Origin of the sequence: Prevotella pallens ATCC 700821 (assembly GCF_000220255.1) — a bacterium.
Classification (GTDB): domain Bacteria; phylum Bacteroidota; class Bacteroidia; order Bacteroidales; family Bacteroidaceae; genus Prevotella; species Prevotella pallens.
The window spans coordinates 2,059,353-2,074,105 of the sequence record NZ_GL982513.1 but is presented as its reverse complement, the minus strand read 5'-3'; the positions used below and the strand labels follow the sequence as shown (position 1 = coordinate 2,074,105).

At 39.4% G+C, this 14,753-nt stretch carries 12 protein-coding genes and 1 tRNA gene; 10 read left to right on the top strand and 3 right to left on the bottom strand.

The features are described from left to right. Positions 1 to 39: 39 nt before the first annotated feature. Both HMPREF9144_RS08105 and HMPREF9144_RS08100 read right to left on the bottom strand, forming a co-directional pair. Positions 40 to 915 carry a formylglycine-generating enzyme family protein gene (locus HMPREF9144_RS08105; protein WP_006045470.1) on the bottom strand — a complete coding sequence of 292 codons (876 nt, stop codon included), beginning with the start codon at positions 913 to 915 and terminating at the stop codon, positions 40 to 42. Between the two features lie 314 nt (positions 916 to 1,229). Further along, on the bottom strand, positions 1,230 to 1,760 hold the full coding sequence (locus HMPREF9144_RS08100) for a T9SS type A sorting domain-containing protein (RefSeq protein WP_006045469.1): 531 nt from the start codon (positions 1,758 to 1,760) through the stop codon (positions 1,230 to 1,232). A 1,220-nt stretch (positions 1,761 to 2,980) separates the two neighbouring features. Here HMPREF9144_RS08100 and HMPREF9144_RS08095 point away from each other — a divergent pair. From HMPREF9144_RS08095 to HMPREF9144_RS13285, 7 genes are all read left to right on the top strand, one after another. After that, positions 2,981 to 3,601 (top strand): DUF6621 family protein, encoded by a 621-nt coding sequence (locus HMPREF9144_RS08095; protein WP_006045465.1) that lies wholly within the window; start codon positions 2,981 to 2,983, stop codon positions 3,599 to 3,601. A gap of 13 nt (positions 3,602 to 3,614) precedes the next feature. Continuing rightward, the gene (locus tag HMPREF9144_RS08090) at positions 3,615 to 4,853 is read left to right on the top strand and encodes a saccharopine dehydrogenase family protein (protein WP_006045464.1); all 1,239 of its coding nucleotides are present in this window, start codon (positions 3,615 to 3,617) and stop codon (positions 4,851 to 4,853) included. Positions 4,854 to 4,890: 37 nt separating this feature from the next. Then, the gene (locus HMPREF9144_RS08085; protein WP_006045463.1) at positions 4,891 to 5,211 is read left to right on the top strand and encodes a transcriptional regulator; all 321 of its coding nucleotides are present in this window, start codon (positions 4,891 to 4,893) and stop codon (positions 5,209 to 5,211) included. Positions 5,212 to 5,236: 25 nt separating this feature from the next. Next, on the top strand, positions 5,237 to 6,265 hold the full coding sequence (locus tag HMPREF9144_RS08080) for a radical SAM protein (RefSeq protein ID WP_006045462.1): 1,029 nt from the start codon (positions 5,237 to 5,239) through the stop codon (positions 6,263 to 6,265). A gap of 13 nt (positions 6,266 to 6,278) precedes the next feature. After that, on the top strand, positions 6,279 to 7,301 hold the full coding sequence (gene recA, locus HMPREF9144_RS08075; protein ID WP_006045461.1) for a recombinase RecA: 1,023 nt from the start codon (positions 6,279 to 6,281) through the stop codon (positions 7,299 to 7,301). Between the two features lie 147 nt (positions 7,302 to 7,448). Continuing rightward, positions 7,449 to 7,856 (top strand): hypothetical protein, encoded by a 408-nt coding sequence (locus HMPREF9144_RS08070; protein WP_040595425.1) that lies wholly within the window; start codon positions 7,449 to 7,451, stop codon positions 7,854 to 7,856. Positions 7,857 to 8,404: 548 nt separating this feature from the next. Then, complete coding sequence (locus HMPREF9144_RS13285; RefSeq protein ID WP_156792522.1) at positions 8,405 to 8,566, top strand: hypothetical protein; 162 nt, start codon at positions 8,405 to 8,407, stop codon at positions 8,564 to 8,566. Between the two features lie 76 nt (positions 8,567 to 8,642). Here HMPREF9144_RS13285 and HMPREF9144_RS08060 read toward each other — a convergent pair. Then, positions 8,643 to 8,718, bottom strand: a tRNA-Lys gene (locus HMPREF9144_RS08060). 306 nt (positions 8,719 to 9,024) lie between these two features. On the opposite strand from HMPREF9144_RS08060, the gene HMPREF9144_RS08055 reads away from it, so the two are divergent. Genes HMPREF9144_RS08055 through HMPREF9144_RS08045 form a run of 3 tightly spaced genes read left to right on the top strand, consistent with a single transcriptional unit; the run spans position 9,025 to position 14,707 of the window. Next, a complete protein-coding gene (locus HMPREF9144_RS08055) occupies positions 9,025 to 10,101 on the top strand; it encodes an efflux RND transporter periplasmic adaptor subunit (protein ID WP_006045458.1) in 1,077 nt (358 codons plus the stop codon). 3 nt (positions 10,102 to 10,104) lie between these two features. After that, a complete protein-coding gene (locus HMPREF9144_RS08050; RefSeq protein WP_006045457.1) occupies positions 10,105 to 13,302 on the top strand; it encodes an efflux RND transporter permease subunit in 3,198 nt (1,065 codons plus the stop codon). Further along, positions 13,289 to 14,707 carry a TolC family protein gene (locus HMPREF9144_RS08045; RefSeq protein ID WP_006045456.1) on the top strand — a complete coding sequence of 473 codons (1,419 nt, stop codon included), beginning with the start codon at positions 13,289 to 13,291 and terminating at the stop codon, positions 14,705 to 14,707. Before HMPREF9144_RS08050 ends, HMPREF9144_RS08045 begins: the two co-directional genes overlap by 14 nt. Positions 14,708 to 14,753 lie beyond the last annotated feature (46 nt).

The following is a 14,753-nucleotide window of genomic DNA, read 5'->3' as shown; positions in this document are numbered from 1 at the left end:
ATGTTTGTTTCTCTCTACGACTTGTTTTGTGGAGCAAGATTACTTTATTAATACAATGCGAAAGCCTGCATCGTCTAATCTACTATTGTGTTCGCTTCCTCCACGATAGGCACTGCGACACTGCATTGCGCGACTTGTCCAACTTCCTCCACGCAGTATGCGGTAGGTTCCGTTGTCAGGACCTTTGGGGTCAGTCTGTTCGCCTTGTGGATAGTCATCGTACCAATCGGCACACCATTCTTGTACATTTCCGTGCATATCGTAGAGACCCCAGCTGTTCGGTTCGCCTACAGTTCCAACAGCAACGGTTTTCTTTCTATACTCTCCTTGATCGTTGTTGTTGTATGGATAGTTGCCATCGTAGTTAGCATCGTTTGTGGTTATATTGTTTCCAGTATAAAATGGTGTGGTTGTTCCAGCCTTACAAGCATATTCCCATTCTGCTTCTGTAGGCAGACGGCAGCCTATCCATTGACAGAAAGCTGTAGCATCGTCCCAACTTACATCGATAACGGGCCTATTTTCGCGTCCCCATGTATAGTCGCTTGGCTTCTGACGTCCTGTTGCTTCGCAAAACTTGTCGTATTGTTCGAAAGTAATGGGGTATTTACTCATATAGAAATCTTTGGTTATTGTAACCTTGTGCTGTATTTCTCCTGATTCGCGTTGAGGTTCATCGTTCGGACTTCCCATTAAGAATGACCCCGCAGGAATCTTTACGAACTCAATGCCTAAATCTTTTGGTGTAACTGGTTGTGTGCTTGTTTTAAAGAAGGTTACGTCTTTTACCTTTTCTACAGCAATTGTGTCGAATGTTCCGTCGCTGTGTGCCACAACCATTTTCCAATTTTGAGCACAAACATTTGCGGCAAGCATAAAAGCTGCCATAGTGCAAAATAGAAGTTTCTTTTTCATAGTTCAAATGCTTTTAATTTTTATCTAGCGATAAAATAAGTGCATATCTTACCATCTACGATAAAATGTTGTTAATGTAATATTGTGATATAGCTGAATGGTGGTTGTACTAATTCTACCTTTGTTAAAGCAGAAAAGACCATTGTTTTTGTTTGTTTTGCCTTTATAGCAATTGTCTGTTAGTTGTTGTTATAGCTTTTAGTATTTTGTGTTTTGGCATTATTGCAGAAGAACCGTTTTGGGCGATATGTAGAAACAGAAGAATCCGATTCTTTGGAGTCTGTATTGACTTACCAAAGAATCGTTGTTCGTATTTATTTCTTCAACCATTTAAACGATTGTTTCCCCGTATTTACAATGTAAACCCCAGCAGGTTTGTTGCGCATATCTAGCTGAGCAGTTCCATCTTTGCCTATTTCTACAACGGCAACTCGGCGACCTTCGAGGGTAAACACTGTAATGCGACTTCCCACAGGATACTGTGTGAAATTAGCAATACCTTGTGTAAAGTCTGTTTGACCTTGCTTTGTGCTACTATTCTCTGTCTGTTTAATTCCTGCAGGATTGCGTTCTTCAAAGTGGTAATCCTTAATATCTTTCAACGCAAAGTTTAGTTGTTGATTTTTGTAAATCACAGCTAAGCTATCAGCGAAGTTCATTAGTTTCGGACTTTCTCCTAAGAAGAATATATTCTCGCCTCCATCTTGCAGTTTAACAACAATGCAAGTGGCTTGGTTCGCATCGTTTTGCAATGCCTGTTGTTTTTTTGTTGCGTAAGCAGAAGTAAATATGCTTCCCAACAACACGACAACTAAAGTAAGTAAAAGTTTTGTTTTGAGTTTCATATTGTTATATGTTTGTTATGATATGATGAATAGATGATAATAATAATCAAATTCTCTGTTCTTTGCAAAAATAAAGATTATAATCTGAATAGGCAAACTAATAGTTCTATTTTATTGTTTTTAACTAATATATTTAGTGTACACATACACTATACATAATGTATAATGGGTTCTACCACTATAGAAAATAAGTGTAGCGATTTTGAGAAAGAGGGCTACTGTTATGATTCTTAATTTTATATAATAGTGTCTTAAGCAACCTATTTCTGTTCAGTAACTTATTATACTTATAAGCGAAACATTGTAGCATAAAAGAATACCTAATCTTCATCTGAAAGAATATCTTTCAAGCATTATAATATGACCTTATAAAGGCTGTAGTTTTCTATTATATCTAAATAGAAAATAATAGATATCTAAGACGCAACTGACAGATATCTGAAACAAGCGTTACAGATATCTGAGACAAACGTTACAGATATCTGAAACAAACGTAATAGATATCTGAAACAAAAGTAGCTAATATATGGCATGTTTTATAAACATTTTAGCAGTTCTATTTACTTGATTTTTAAACAATGGTTGCTACTAATAATTTCTATACTTATATCCTACTGAATCAGTTTCTTTATTATACTCATTAGCCACAATTCTTCTCATATCTTCAGACTTTGTAATGCAACATTTTAATCGCAACATAATGTAACATAGCACGTCGTTTTGTACACCAAAAAAGACATAATAGTAGAGAATATAATTACCTATTATCAAATTATATTTCCGTTATAGCATAATCTTATTTTTATACGCAACAAACGCTATTACCAGAAATTAGATAATACGTACAAAATAATGATTTTATACGCATCTAAATATCATTATAACAGCATTCTATACAATGTGATGTTTGCTGCCTATACATAGAAATCAGTGCCTTTACAACTTCTGGAGCATATATACCAACGCTATTCCTTGAATGCACCTTTAATATTTTGTATATCATGTGTTTATACCTACAAATGCGCAATAAATAATAGGCAATTCTCTCATCTTATTCTTTTGGAACAATAACTCGCAATGCTTTTAGAAAGTAAGTTAGAAACCTTAATAAGTATTATACGACATTCTCTATTGATTTTACGTAGAGAATGTAATAGTAATAAACAAAAAAATGCTGAAATAGTTTTGGCATTTACGTCTTTTAATGTAACTTTGTGGCAATGAATACACAAAATTCGCAGAATATTAAAATGAGTGAAAACATCATCATTGTTGATGCCGATTATATCGACAAGGTGGCGTTCAACCTTATTGTAAACTTTGAGCGAATGCTCAATAGAAAGATTCCAGCAGCCGACTTTAGCCAATGGATTGTAGATGTTGCTCTTGACGGGCGGTTGAAGCCAGGCAATCACGAAACACAAGTAGTGCTCTTGCACGATAAGAATAAAGCTACGTTAGAAAACTTTGTACCTTCCGACTTTCAAAGAGAACTAGACAAACAGGCTTTCGCTGACGAAAAGCTGGGCGAATTTATAATTAACACTATCGCAACAGGTAGTGCTTTAGCAGAAAAAGACGATGTTTTGCTCGATGTGTTGCGCATTGCACTTAGCCACGATGAAGTACATCGCATTATGCTTGTGCCAAATGCAGAAGAAGGTAACATCTGTAGCGTTATCCGTAATACAGTGAAAGACGTGGACGATGAGCATAAACACATCACTCTATTTGCAATGATGCCTATGGAGGGAGGTAACTTTAAACAACAAATATTAGGCTATTCGTTAATGAATGCAATGGGGATAACATCGCAAGAAATAGATAAAAGTATAAGATAAAATAAATTATAAAATGGGAAGAGTACTTATGATTGGTGCAGGTGGAGTAGCCACCGTAGCCGCATTTAAGATAGTTCAGAACCAAGATGTATTCACCGACTTTATGATAGCAAGCCGGCGTAAGGAGAAATGCGATGAATTGGTGAAGTCTATTCACAACAAAGGTTATAAAGCCGATATTAAAACAGCACAGGTTGATGCCGATGATGTGGAACAATTAAAGGCACTTTTCAATTCGTTTAAACCAGAATTGGTGATAAATCTTGCGTTGCCATATCAAGACCTTACTATTATGGAAGCTTGTTTGGCATGTGGTTGCAACTATTTAGACACAGCTAACTACGAGCCAAAAGACGAAGCTCATTTTGAATACAGCTGGCAATGGGCTTACAAAGAAAAGTTTGAACAGGCAGGACTTACAGCTATTCTGGGTTGTGGCTTCGACCCCGGAGTATCGCAGGTATTTACAGCCTACGCAGCAAAACACTATTTCGACGAAATTCACTATCTCGACATTGTAGATTGCAATGCAGGCAATCATCATAAAGCCTTTGCAACAAACTTTAATCCAGAGATAAATATTCGCGAAATCACACAAAAAGGTTTATATTATGAGAATGGCGAATGGAAAGAAACAGAACCATTAGCCGTGCATCAAGACTTAACCTATCCTAATATAGGTGCACGCGATTCGTATTTAATGCACCACGAAGAATTAGAATCGCTAGTTAAGAATTACCCAACCATTAAACGTGCTCGCTTTTGGATGACCTTTGGTCAGCAATACCTTACTTATTTGGATTGCATACAGAATTTAGGAATGAGCCGTATTGATGAGATAGAATACGAAGCTCCACTTGCTGACGGATCAGGGAAGACTGCAAAAGTGAAGATTGTACCGCTTCAGTTCCTCAAAGCCGTACTACCCAACCCACAAGACTTAGGCGAAAATTACGAAGGAGAGACATCAATAGGTTGCCGTATTCGTGGTATTAAGGACGGAAAGGAACAGACTTATTACGTCTACAACAACTGTAAGCATCAAGCTGCATACGAAGAAACAGGTATGCAAGGCGTTAGTTACACAACAGGAGTGCCTGCAATGATTGGCGCAATGATGTTCTTTAAAGGTATTTGGCGTAAACCAGGTGTGTGGAATTTGGAAGATTTCGACCCAGACCCATTTATGGAACAGCTAAACAAGCAAGGTCTGCCTTGGCACGAGGTGTTCGGTGGCGACTTGGAATTATAGGATTTGAAATATTGAAGAAACGGAACAGTAAAACGATATGGCGTGTTCTTTAGACTTTATTGAGTTTGTTTGCCAACAGATAGAAGCTGTTGGAGCAATCAGATACCGCAAGATGTTTGGCGAATATATGATATACGCCAACGAAAAACCTGTCATCATAGCTTGCGACAATATAGCCTTCGTAAAGCAACACGAGGCAATTGAGACTTTAATGGCAGAAGCAGAAAAAGGCTATCCATACGAAGGTGCAAAAGAACACTACATTCTAGATGTATCAAGAGCAGACCACGCAGTAAAGGTTGTAGCCATCTTGGCAGAGGTGTTGCCCTATCCTAAGAAGCGAAAGAAGAAAGAATGAACAGCGGAAGTTGTGTACAATAAGCATGAATATCTATAAACTTCTGAATGTCTATCAGCGAATTAATAGCCCGAAAGTGAAGCTTTTGGGCATTTTAGCACTTCATTTGGGTAAACAGAGATATCTCAGTATCAATATAGATCCAGTAATGTCGTGCAACTTTCGCTGCAAGATGTGTTACTTCAGCGATGCCGAAGCAGCAAAAAATATGCACGGAAAGTTTACCACAGACGATTTAGAAGTTATAGCAAAAGCTTTGTTTCCACGTGCACTTCGTTTGCAAATTGGTTGTGGCGCCGAACCCACTATGTCGCAAAACTTGCTACAGTTGGTGAAATTGGGTAAGCAATATGGCGTGAAACACATCACAATCACTACCAATGGAAATCTGCTTACTTATGAGAAATTGCAAAAACTGGTGGAAAATGGTCTGACAGAGATAACTATTTCGGCACATGGGTTTACTAAGAACACTTACGAGAGTTTAATGACAAATGGTAAATTCACTTTGTTTACAACACTTATTGCTAATCTCTCACGAATAAGAGTAGACTTTCCCGATTTTCGTATTCGTTTGAATTATACCGTTAACACTGATAATGCAGCAGAACTGATACATATAAAAGATGTGTTCAAAGACACTAAGCCTAACGTGGTGCAAATTCGTCCGATACAGCGTATAGGAAAATCAACATATAACAACTTCTCATTACAGTCCATAAGAGGTAACTATAATCAATGGATTACACCTGTTGTAGACTACTGTAAACAGGAAGGTATAACATGTTTATATCCTACGCTAGCATCATTAGATACCATAGAAAGCATAAACAATACAGAAGAAAAAACTAACTCGTTAGCAGACTCGCTTCCTTATTTCTACATTGCTCCCTATGAAGGTTGGAAAAGAAAATTAGATCCTTATAATGAAAGCTTCGAAGACTATGCACACCGCACACATCGAACTCGTACCATTCTGGAAGCATTGGTAGGAATAGGTAACACAAAAGGCGAATGCTCTAAAACAAAGAGTTTAACTTATCAAGTAAAATAATATAAAGAAATATATGGCAAAAGACGAAGTACAGAATGCTGCAGAAGGTAAACTAAAGGCCTTACAAGCAGCAATGTCGAAAATAGAGAAAGACTTTGGTAAAGGTTCTATTATGCGAATGGGCGACGAACTTATAGAAGATGTCGATGTAATTCCTACTGGTAGCATAGGACTTAATATGGCATTGGGAGTAGGAGGATATCCACGCGGCCGCATTATAGAGATTTATGGACCAGAAAGTTCAGGTAAAACCACTCTTGCTATACATGCCATTGCCGAAGCGCAAAAGGCAGGAGGCATTGCGGCTTTTATAGATGCCGAACACGCTTTCGACCGCTTCTATGCGCAGAAGTTAGGTGTAGATGTTGATAATCTATGGATTTCGCAACCCGATAATGGTGAACAAGCCTTAGAAATAGCCGATCAGCTTATACGTTCATCGGCTATAGATATTCTTGTTGTAGATTCAGTGGCTGCACTTACGCCTAAAAAAGAGATAGAAGGCGATATGGGCGATTCGAATGTTGGATTACAAGCACGCCTTATGAGCCAAGCTTTGCGTAAACTAACTTCTACTATAAGCAAAACAAACACTTGCTGCATCTTTATTAATCAGCTACGCGAAAAGATAGGCGTAATGTTTGGACCATCGGAGACTACTACAGGTGGAAATGCGCTGAAGTTTTATAGTTCGGTGCGTTTAGACATTCGTCGTGCCTCGTCTATTAAAGATGGCGATGATATTATAGGTAACCACGTGCGAGTAAAAATTGCTAAGAATAAGGTAGCACCACCATTCCGTAAAGCCGAATTCGATATACTCTTTGGTGAAGGAATATCGAAAGTGGGCGAAATACTCGACTTAGGCGTAGAATTTGATATTATTCAGAAGAGTGGTAGCTGGTTTAGTTACGGAGGCACTAAATTGGCGCAAGGCAGAGATGCTACTAAAACAATGCTAAAAGATAATCCAGAACTTACAGAAGAAATTACAGGCTTAATACATCAGGCTATATTAGCACAGCAGCATTCATAATTTCTAAAGAACATATTGTAGAGCGAAGAAAGCAACAACACAATTAGCTTTCTTCGCTCTTTTTATATCTAAACCACAGTCAGTTCAGTATACTGCAACATCATTACACATAATAAATACCATAACTCTCTGTCAGCTTTCATTTTCTTGTGCTATCTTTATGGTATTTTACTTAATGTAGCCTCTGGAACGGCTGGTTCTATAAGAGTAAAATCGCTCTACAAGTACACCAAGGTTACGGCACTTGTACGTGCAAACAAAGGCTTGTTCTTGCCTATTACGGGTAGACGTACGTCCTCATCTCCTATGATAGGATTTAGAGATATGAACTATGGAGCAGGTGCATACGCACAGTATATGACCTCAACCTCCAATACAGCGAGTTCGTCGAGAGACTTCTTCTTCGGTCCAACCGAATGGAACTTGTCGCCAAATGGTAAGGCTCAGGCTAAGGCTATTCGCCCTGTTTGGATATCAGGTGAGGAAGATTCAAACCACAAGCCAATACTCGACCGGGATTATCTGAACCTTCAGCACACGTTAAAAATATGGTAAGACTATAAGGTAACACCACTTTGATATAGAAAATGGTATGCAGTTCGGCTGTATACCATTTTCTCTTTATATCCCCAAACCAACGGCAAACCATTTGCCGAAGTTAATAGAAAATTGCTTATTACATCGTAACATTCTGTTTAAATGCACATTCATTCAAAGTTATATACCGTTCTAACGATATTTACACAACAGTGCAATGGCATTTGTAGACTTATTAAACGATAGTTTACGACTTATTGTATTATATTATTTACGTGTAAGTAAAACTTTACTTACGTGTAAATAAAGTTCTACTTACGTGTAAATAAAGTTTTACTTACACGTAAATAAAACTCCCACACCTATATGTAATTGCTCTTGCAGATATAAGCGATATACAAATATGTTGAGAGAGAAAATTATGGCATTAGTGTGTTTGTATACTATTTTAAGCAAAATGGATAGTTAGAAACTAAATAAGCTTTGCCCCATAGCCTATTAGTTTGGTATAGATGAGCGAAAGCCACAGTTTTTTTAGTATTATAACAAAGCCATTTACAAGCAATATGTTTGTCCGCATAGAAAAGTGTCATAGCAACTGCCAACGTATAAAAGCTATCGCCATACACTTTGCAGCCAACAACAGTTTTACAAGCGGCATTAGTCATACCACACCAATGCACTTGTTTTTATTGCCTGCATCTGCTATTGCTCGCGTAAGAAAATAAAGAAATTCTATGCTGTTATAAATGTGTGGTATATAAACAAAAAGAGGATAATCGTTGCGATTATCCTCTTTTTGTTTGGTGATCCGCATGGGGCTCGAACCCATGACCCCAACATTAAAAGTGTTGTGCTCTACCAGCTGAGCTAGCGGATCTCCTCTTTACTTCGTTAAAGCGAGTGCAAAGGTAATAAGATTTTCTTATTATACCAAATAATTTATGGATTTTATTGAATGAATAGATAAATATTGGCTATATATGGGGTATATTGGAAGAATTAATAAGGTTTAAAGCAGCCCATCTGTTGCATCTAAAGTATAAAACTATATTACATTTTATTTTTGATATAAAAAAAATAGGTAGAATTGTAACACTATCGAATCAAATTACTATCTTTGCATTACATTTTGATAAGGTCAAATTTACGACCTCTAATAGAGATAACACTACATTATATATAAATGAAGAGAGTTTTTGGTATTACACTGCTCATAGCACTAATGCTATGTAGTTGCCACTCTAAGAAAGAGAATCAGGAAACGGCTGCCGTCTACAGTTCAACTACACCGTTGGTTACCGACATAAATCTTCCTGAAACCTATGTGGCAAACATTCAATCACTAAAGAACATAGAAGTACGTTCTCAACAAGAAGGTATTCTTCAGCAAGTTTACGTCAATGAAGGGCAATACGTTAAAGCAGGGCAACCGTTGTTCCGACTTGCCATTGTGGGTGCTGACGAAGAGATAGCCAAGTCGAAATCAGCCCAAGAACAGGCTCAAATAGAGCTACAAAACACAAGTAAGCTCACAGAAAATAATGTTATATCGCCCAATGCACGCCGTATGGCAAAGGCAAAATTACAGTCGGCAGTGGCAGACTATCGACTTGCTGTTCAGCGCAAACGCCTTTCAGTTATCCGTGCCCCCTTCTCAGGCGTCTTAGGTCGCATTCCTGAAAAGCTGGGAAGCTATATTCAGCAAGATGATTTGCTTACAACACTATCGGACAACACACAGATGCAAGTATATTTCAATATCTCTGAGACGGATTATCTTGACTTCCAAGAACACCCCGAACGTTATATGCAGCTACCATTGAAGCTGATTTTGGCGAATGGAAGCACATTTCCAGCACGTGGAAAGATTGCTGATATATCTGGACAGTTCGACAGTGCGTCGGGTACAATATCTGTTCGTTCGCTCTTTACGAATGCACATAATCTGCTGCGCAATGGCCAGACAGGCACTATTCAGTTACTCTTACAGAAGAAAAATGCCATTGTTATTCCACAAGAGGCTGTTTATGAGCTACAAGATAGGAAATATGTTTTCGTTGTAGACAAGAATAATGTTGTTCATCAAAGACAGATACAAATAGCTGCAGAACTAACAGGAATATACATTGTTAGCTCAGGTTTAACAGTCAGCGACCACTATCTAACGGACGGGATACAGAAGGTAAACGATGGCGACCACGTTCGTACACGCTTCGTATCACCTCGCGAATCAATTAAGTTGAACAAAATAGGCATTTAAAAGATGTTTAAGATTTTCATTCGACGTCCGGTTCTATCTATTGTGATAGCACTGGTTATTGCCTTTATTGGTATTCTCTCACTGTTTAATCTCCCCATTACACAGTTTCCTTCTATCTCTCCACCGAAGGTAAATGTTATTGCCAACTATCCGGGAGCAAACAATGAATTGCTTATTAAATCGGTTATCATTCCATTGGAGCAGGCGCTAAACGGTGTGCCGGGAATGAAATACATTGAAAGTGATGCAGGAAATGATGGTGAAGCCGAGATAAACGTTGTATTCAAATTGGGTACAGACCCTAATGTTGATGCCGTAAATGTGCAAAACCGTGTGTCGGCAGCAACAAACAAGTTGCCACCAGAGGTAATTCGTGAGGGTGTTAAAATATCGCGCGAAGAGCCTAATATTCTAATGTATATCAATCTTTATAGTGATGATCCTAACGTTAATCAGGACTTTCTGTTTAACTATTTCGATATAAACATATCTCCTGAGCTGTTACGCGTTGATGGTGTAGGCGACCTTGATATATTGGGTACACGTAGTTATGCTATGCGTGTGTGGCTACATCCGGATAAGATGATATCTTACGGGCTGTCGACTGACGATGTGAGTGATGCTTTGGAAGATCAGAACATAGAGGTTTCACCAGGCAAGTTAGGCGAGAGTGGTGGTACACGGCCGCAGGTTAAGGAGTATGTTTTGAAGTATCCAGGACGTTATACCACGACAGAAGAGTATGGAAACATCATCATTAAAAGTAATGCCAACGGGCAGACGGTTCGTTTGAAGGATATTGCCGATATTCATTTGGGTAGTGAAGTGTATGATATTTATTCTACTCTTAACGGTCGTCCATCAGCAGCTGTAACCCTGAAACAAGCTTACGGAAGTAATGCAAGCAACGTTATCAAACAAGTAAAGCAGGCAATGACACACCTCCAGAAGGATATGCCGAAAGGTATGCACTACGAGATTAGCTATGATATTAGCCGCTTTCTTGATGCAAGTATAGAGAAAGTAATACACACGCTGTTTGAAGCTTTCATACTTGTAGCCATCGTTGTGTTCATATTCTTGGGCGATTGGAGGTCGGCGGTTATACCTATTATGGCAGTACCTGTGTCCCTTTTAGGTAGTTTCATTGCTATGTTGGCATTCAACATCACACTCAATATGATTTCACTCTTTGCCCTTGTTATGGCTATTGGTATTGTTGTTGATGATGCCATAGTGGTAATAGAGGCAGTAAATGTAGAAATATCGCGCAATAAACTGTTGCCAGTTGAGGCTACAGAGAAAGCTATGAAAGAAATCAGTGGTGCCATTATTGCTATATCTTTGGTTATGGCTTCAGTGTTTATACCTGTTGCTTTTATGGGAGGACCAGAGGGAATGTTCTACAGACAGTTCTCTATAACAATGGCATCTAGTATTCTTTTCTCAGGATTCGTAGCCCTTACACTTACTCCTGCGCTGTGCGCTTTAATCTTAACTAAGGAACAAGAGAACCATGTTAAGCTGGGTTGGCTGGGCAGAATGCTGCAAAGTTTTAATAAGCAGTTCAATGTTGGCAGTAAGAAATATGCCCATGTATTACAACACACAGTGAAGCATAAGCTACTAACGATGGGCATTGTACTCGTATTTTGCGCCTTAGCTTATTGGGTAAATATGGGCTTACCGTCAGGATTTATCCCACAAGAAGACCAGGGAATGATATATGCTGTTATTGAAACACCACCGGGTTCGACGATAGAACGTACCAATGAAGTGGCGCATCAGTTGCTGAAAATTGCAGAAAAAGAAGATGGTGTAGAGAGTGTTTCTTCATTAGCAGGCTTTGAAATACTATCCGAAGGCACCAGTGCAAACTCTGGAAGTTGTCTTATAAACCTAAAAGATTGGAAACACAGGAAGCGCACTGCAAAGGAAATTATTCGTGATTTGGAAGATAAATGTAAAGCTATTACAACTGCAAACATCGACTTTTTCGAACCACCATCAATTCCTGGATATGGTGCAGCGAGTGGTTTTGAGATGCGATTGCTTGATAAAACAGGTAACAACGACTACCATCAGATGGAGAAAGTGAGCAAAGATTTCGTGCGAGAGGTTAACAAACGACCCGAAATTGGCAATGCTTTCACATTCTATTCAGCCAGTTTTCCACAGTATATGCTCAATGTTAATGATGCATTGGCACTCCAAAAGGGTGTAGAGCCAGGCAAAGCACTCAACAGTTTGTCTGTACTTGTGGGCTCAGACTACCAAACTGGTTTTATAAAGTTTGGCAAACCGTATAAGGTAATTGTACAGGCAGCACCACAATATCGTGCCTTTCCTGAAGATCTTCTGCATCTTTACACGAAGAACGATGCAGGGCAAATGGTGCCGTATGCCGACTTTATGACCCTCAGTAAGACCTATGGAATGAGCGAGATTACACGCCATAACCTCTATAACTCGTCAGAAGTAACGGGTGCACCAGCCCCTGGATATTCCAGTGGACAAGCTTTGAAAGCAATACAAGAGGTTGCAGAGAAGTCTCTTCCTAAGGGTTACGACTACGATTGGGCTGGCATATCTAAAGATGAGGTAGACCAGGGTAATACAGCCATCATCATTTTTATTGTTTGTTTGGTGTTTGTTTATCTCATTTTGGCTGCTCAATATGAAAACTTCCTCCTTCCTTTGCCTGTTATTATCTTCCTACCTGTGGGTATTTTCGGTGCTTTCCTTTTACTGAAACTATGCGGATTGGAGAACAATATCTATGCGCAGATAGCTTTAGTGATGCTCATTGGTTTACTGGGAAAGAACGCTGTGTTGATGGTAGAGTACTCTGTACAACGCAAAAACTTGGGTCAGACTATAGCACAGGCAGCCATTGAAGGTGCAGTAGCACGTTTCCGGCCTATTCTTATGACGAGTATTGCTTTCATAGCGGGCCTTATTCCACTTGTGTTTGCATCGGGTGCTGGTGCAATTGGTAACCGAACGATTGGTACAGCTGCCGTAGGAGGTATGTTAATTGGTACGATGGGAGGATTAATCGTCATTCCCGGACTTTATTATATCTTTGCCTCTATGGCTGACAAGATTGTGAATTATCAGAAAGAAAAGCCTTTGAGCGAAGAGAAAGACAAACGATATCACAAAGAATCTATTGAAAATAAAGCAGATGACAACGCATAAACTAAGCATATTCACTGTTCTTACAGCTATCTCGTTGCTGACGCTGATGGCATGTAAAACGCCTCAAGCAACACTGCCTAAGGACAACATAAAAGCAACATTGCCAACAACAACTGCCGATACGGTAACCACTGTATATGTGTGGCGCGACTTTTTCAAAGATCCGGCACTGTGTGCTCTCATAGATACAGCACTCAATAACAATCAAGACCTGAAGATAACACTACAGGAAATGGCAATTGCTAAGAGTGCTATCACCGCCAAACGTGGACAAATGTTGCCCACTGTAACAGCTAATGCAGCTATTGGGGTGTCGAAAGTGGGACGCTATACAAGCGAAGGGGCTGGTAATGTAGGAACAGAACTCACACCAGGACATAACATTCCGACCGTAGTTCCTGATATAGCACCGAACCTTCAGCTCGATTGGAGTATTGATCTTTGGAAGCAACTAAACAGCAGTAAGCGTGCTGCAGTTGAACGTTACCTTGCTACAGCAGAAGGACAACGCATATTAAAAAGTCAGTTGGTAGCCGATATTGCAGAGAATTACTATGCTTTAGTGGCGTTAGATAATAAGCTTAACATCACGTTAAAGTATATAGAACTACAGAAAAAGGCTGTCCAGATAGCCCGCATTCAGAAGGAAGCAGATGCAGATACACAGTTGGCTGTAGAGAAATTTGAAGCTGAACTAGCCAAAGCATCGGCTAATGAGTATCAGTTAAGACAGTCAATAACAGAAACTGAGAATAGTCTGAATCTTCTTCTTGGGCGATTTCCTACACCGATTGAACGCAATAAAGATGCCATCAACCATCAGTCGTTGCCCACATTACAAGCTATTCCAGCCCGTCTTCTATTGCAACGTCCCGACATTCTTCGTGCCGAACATGAGCTGCAAGCTGCCAAATGGGACGTGGAAGCTGCTCGAAGAGCTTTCCTTCCCTCGCTCAATCTGTCGGCTACATTAGGCTTAGATGCCTTCAGTCCAAAGTATCTTCTGCGTCTTCCGGAGTCTGTAGCATTTGGCGTTTTGGGTGGATTGACAGCTCCATTAATTAATAAGAAAGCCATACAGACGAACTTCGATCAAGCCAATGCTATGCAGTTGGAGGCTCTTTATAACTATGACAAGGCATTGCTCACGGCATATAGTGATATGAGTACGCTACAGTCGCGTGCACATAACCTGTCGCAATATCAGGCATTGAAGAACAAACAAGTGCAATCTTTAACTCGTGCAGTAACGACTGCTCAACAACTTTATGCTTACAATCGTGCCACATACCTGGAGGTGTTAGACAGTGAGCGTGAGCAGTTGGACTGTCAGACGGAGCTTATCGACACACAACTCCAGCAGATTTCTACACTGATTGATGCCTATCGAGGCTTTTTCTATTAAAGTATAATATGGTTGTGGTATACATCTAAATATGCCCACAAAGTTA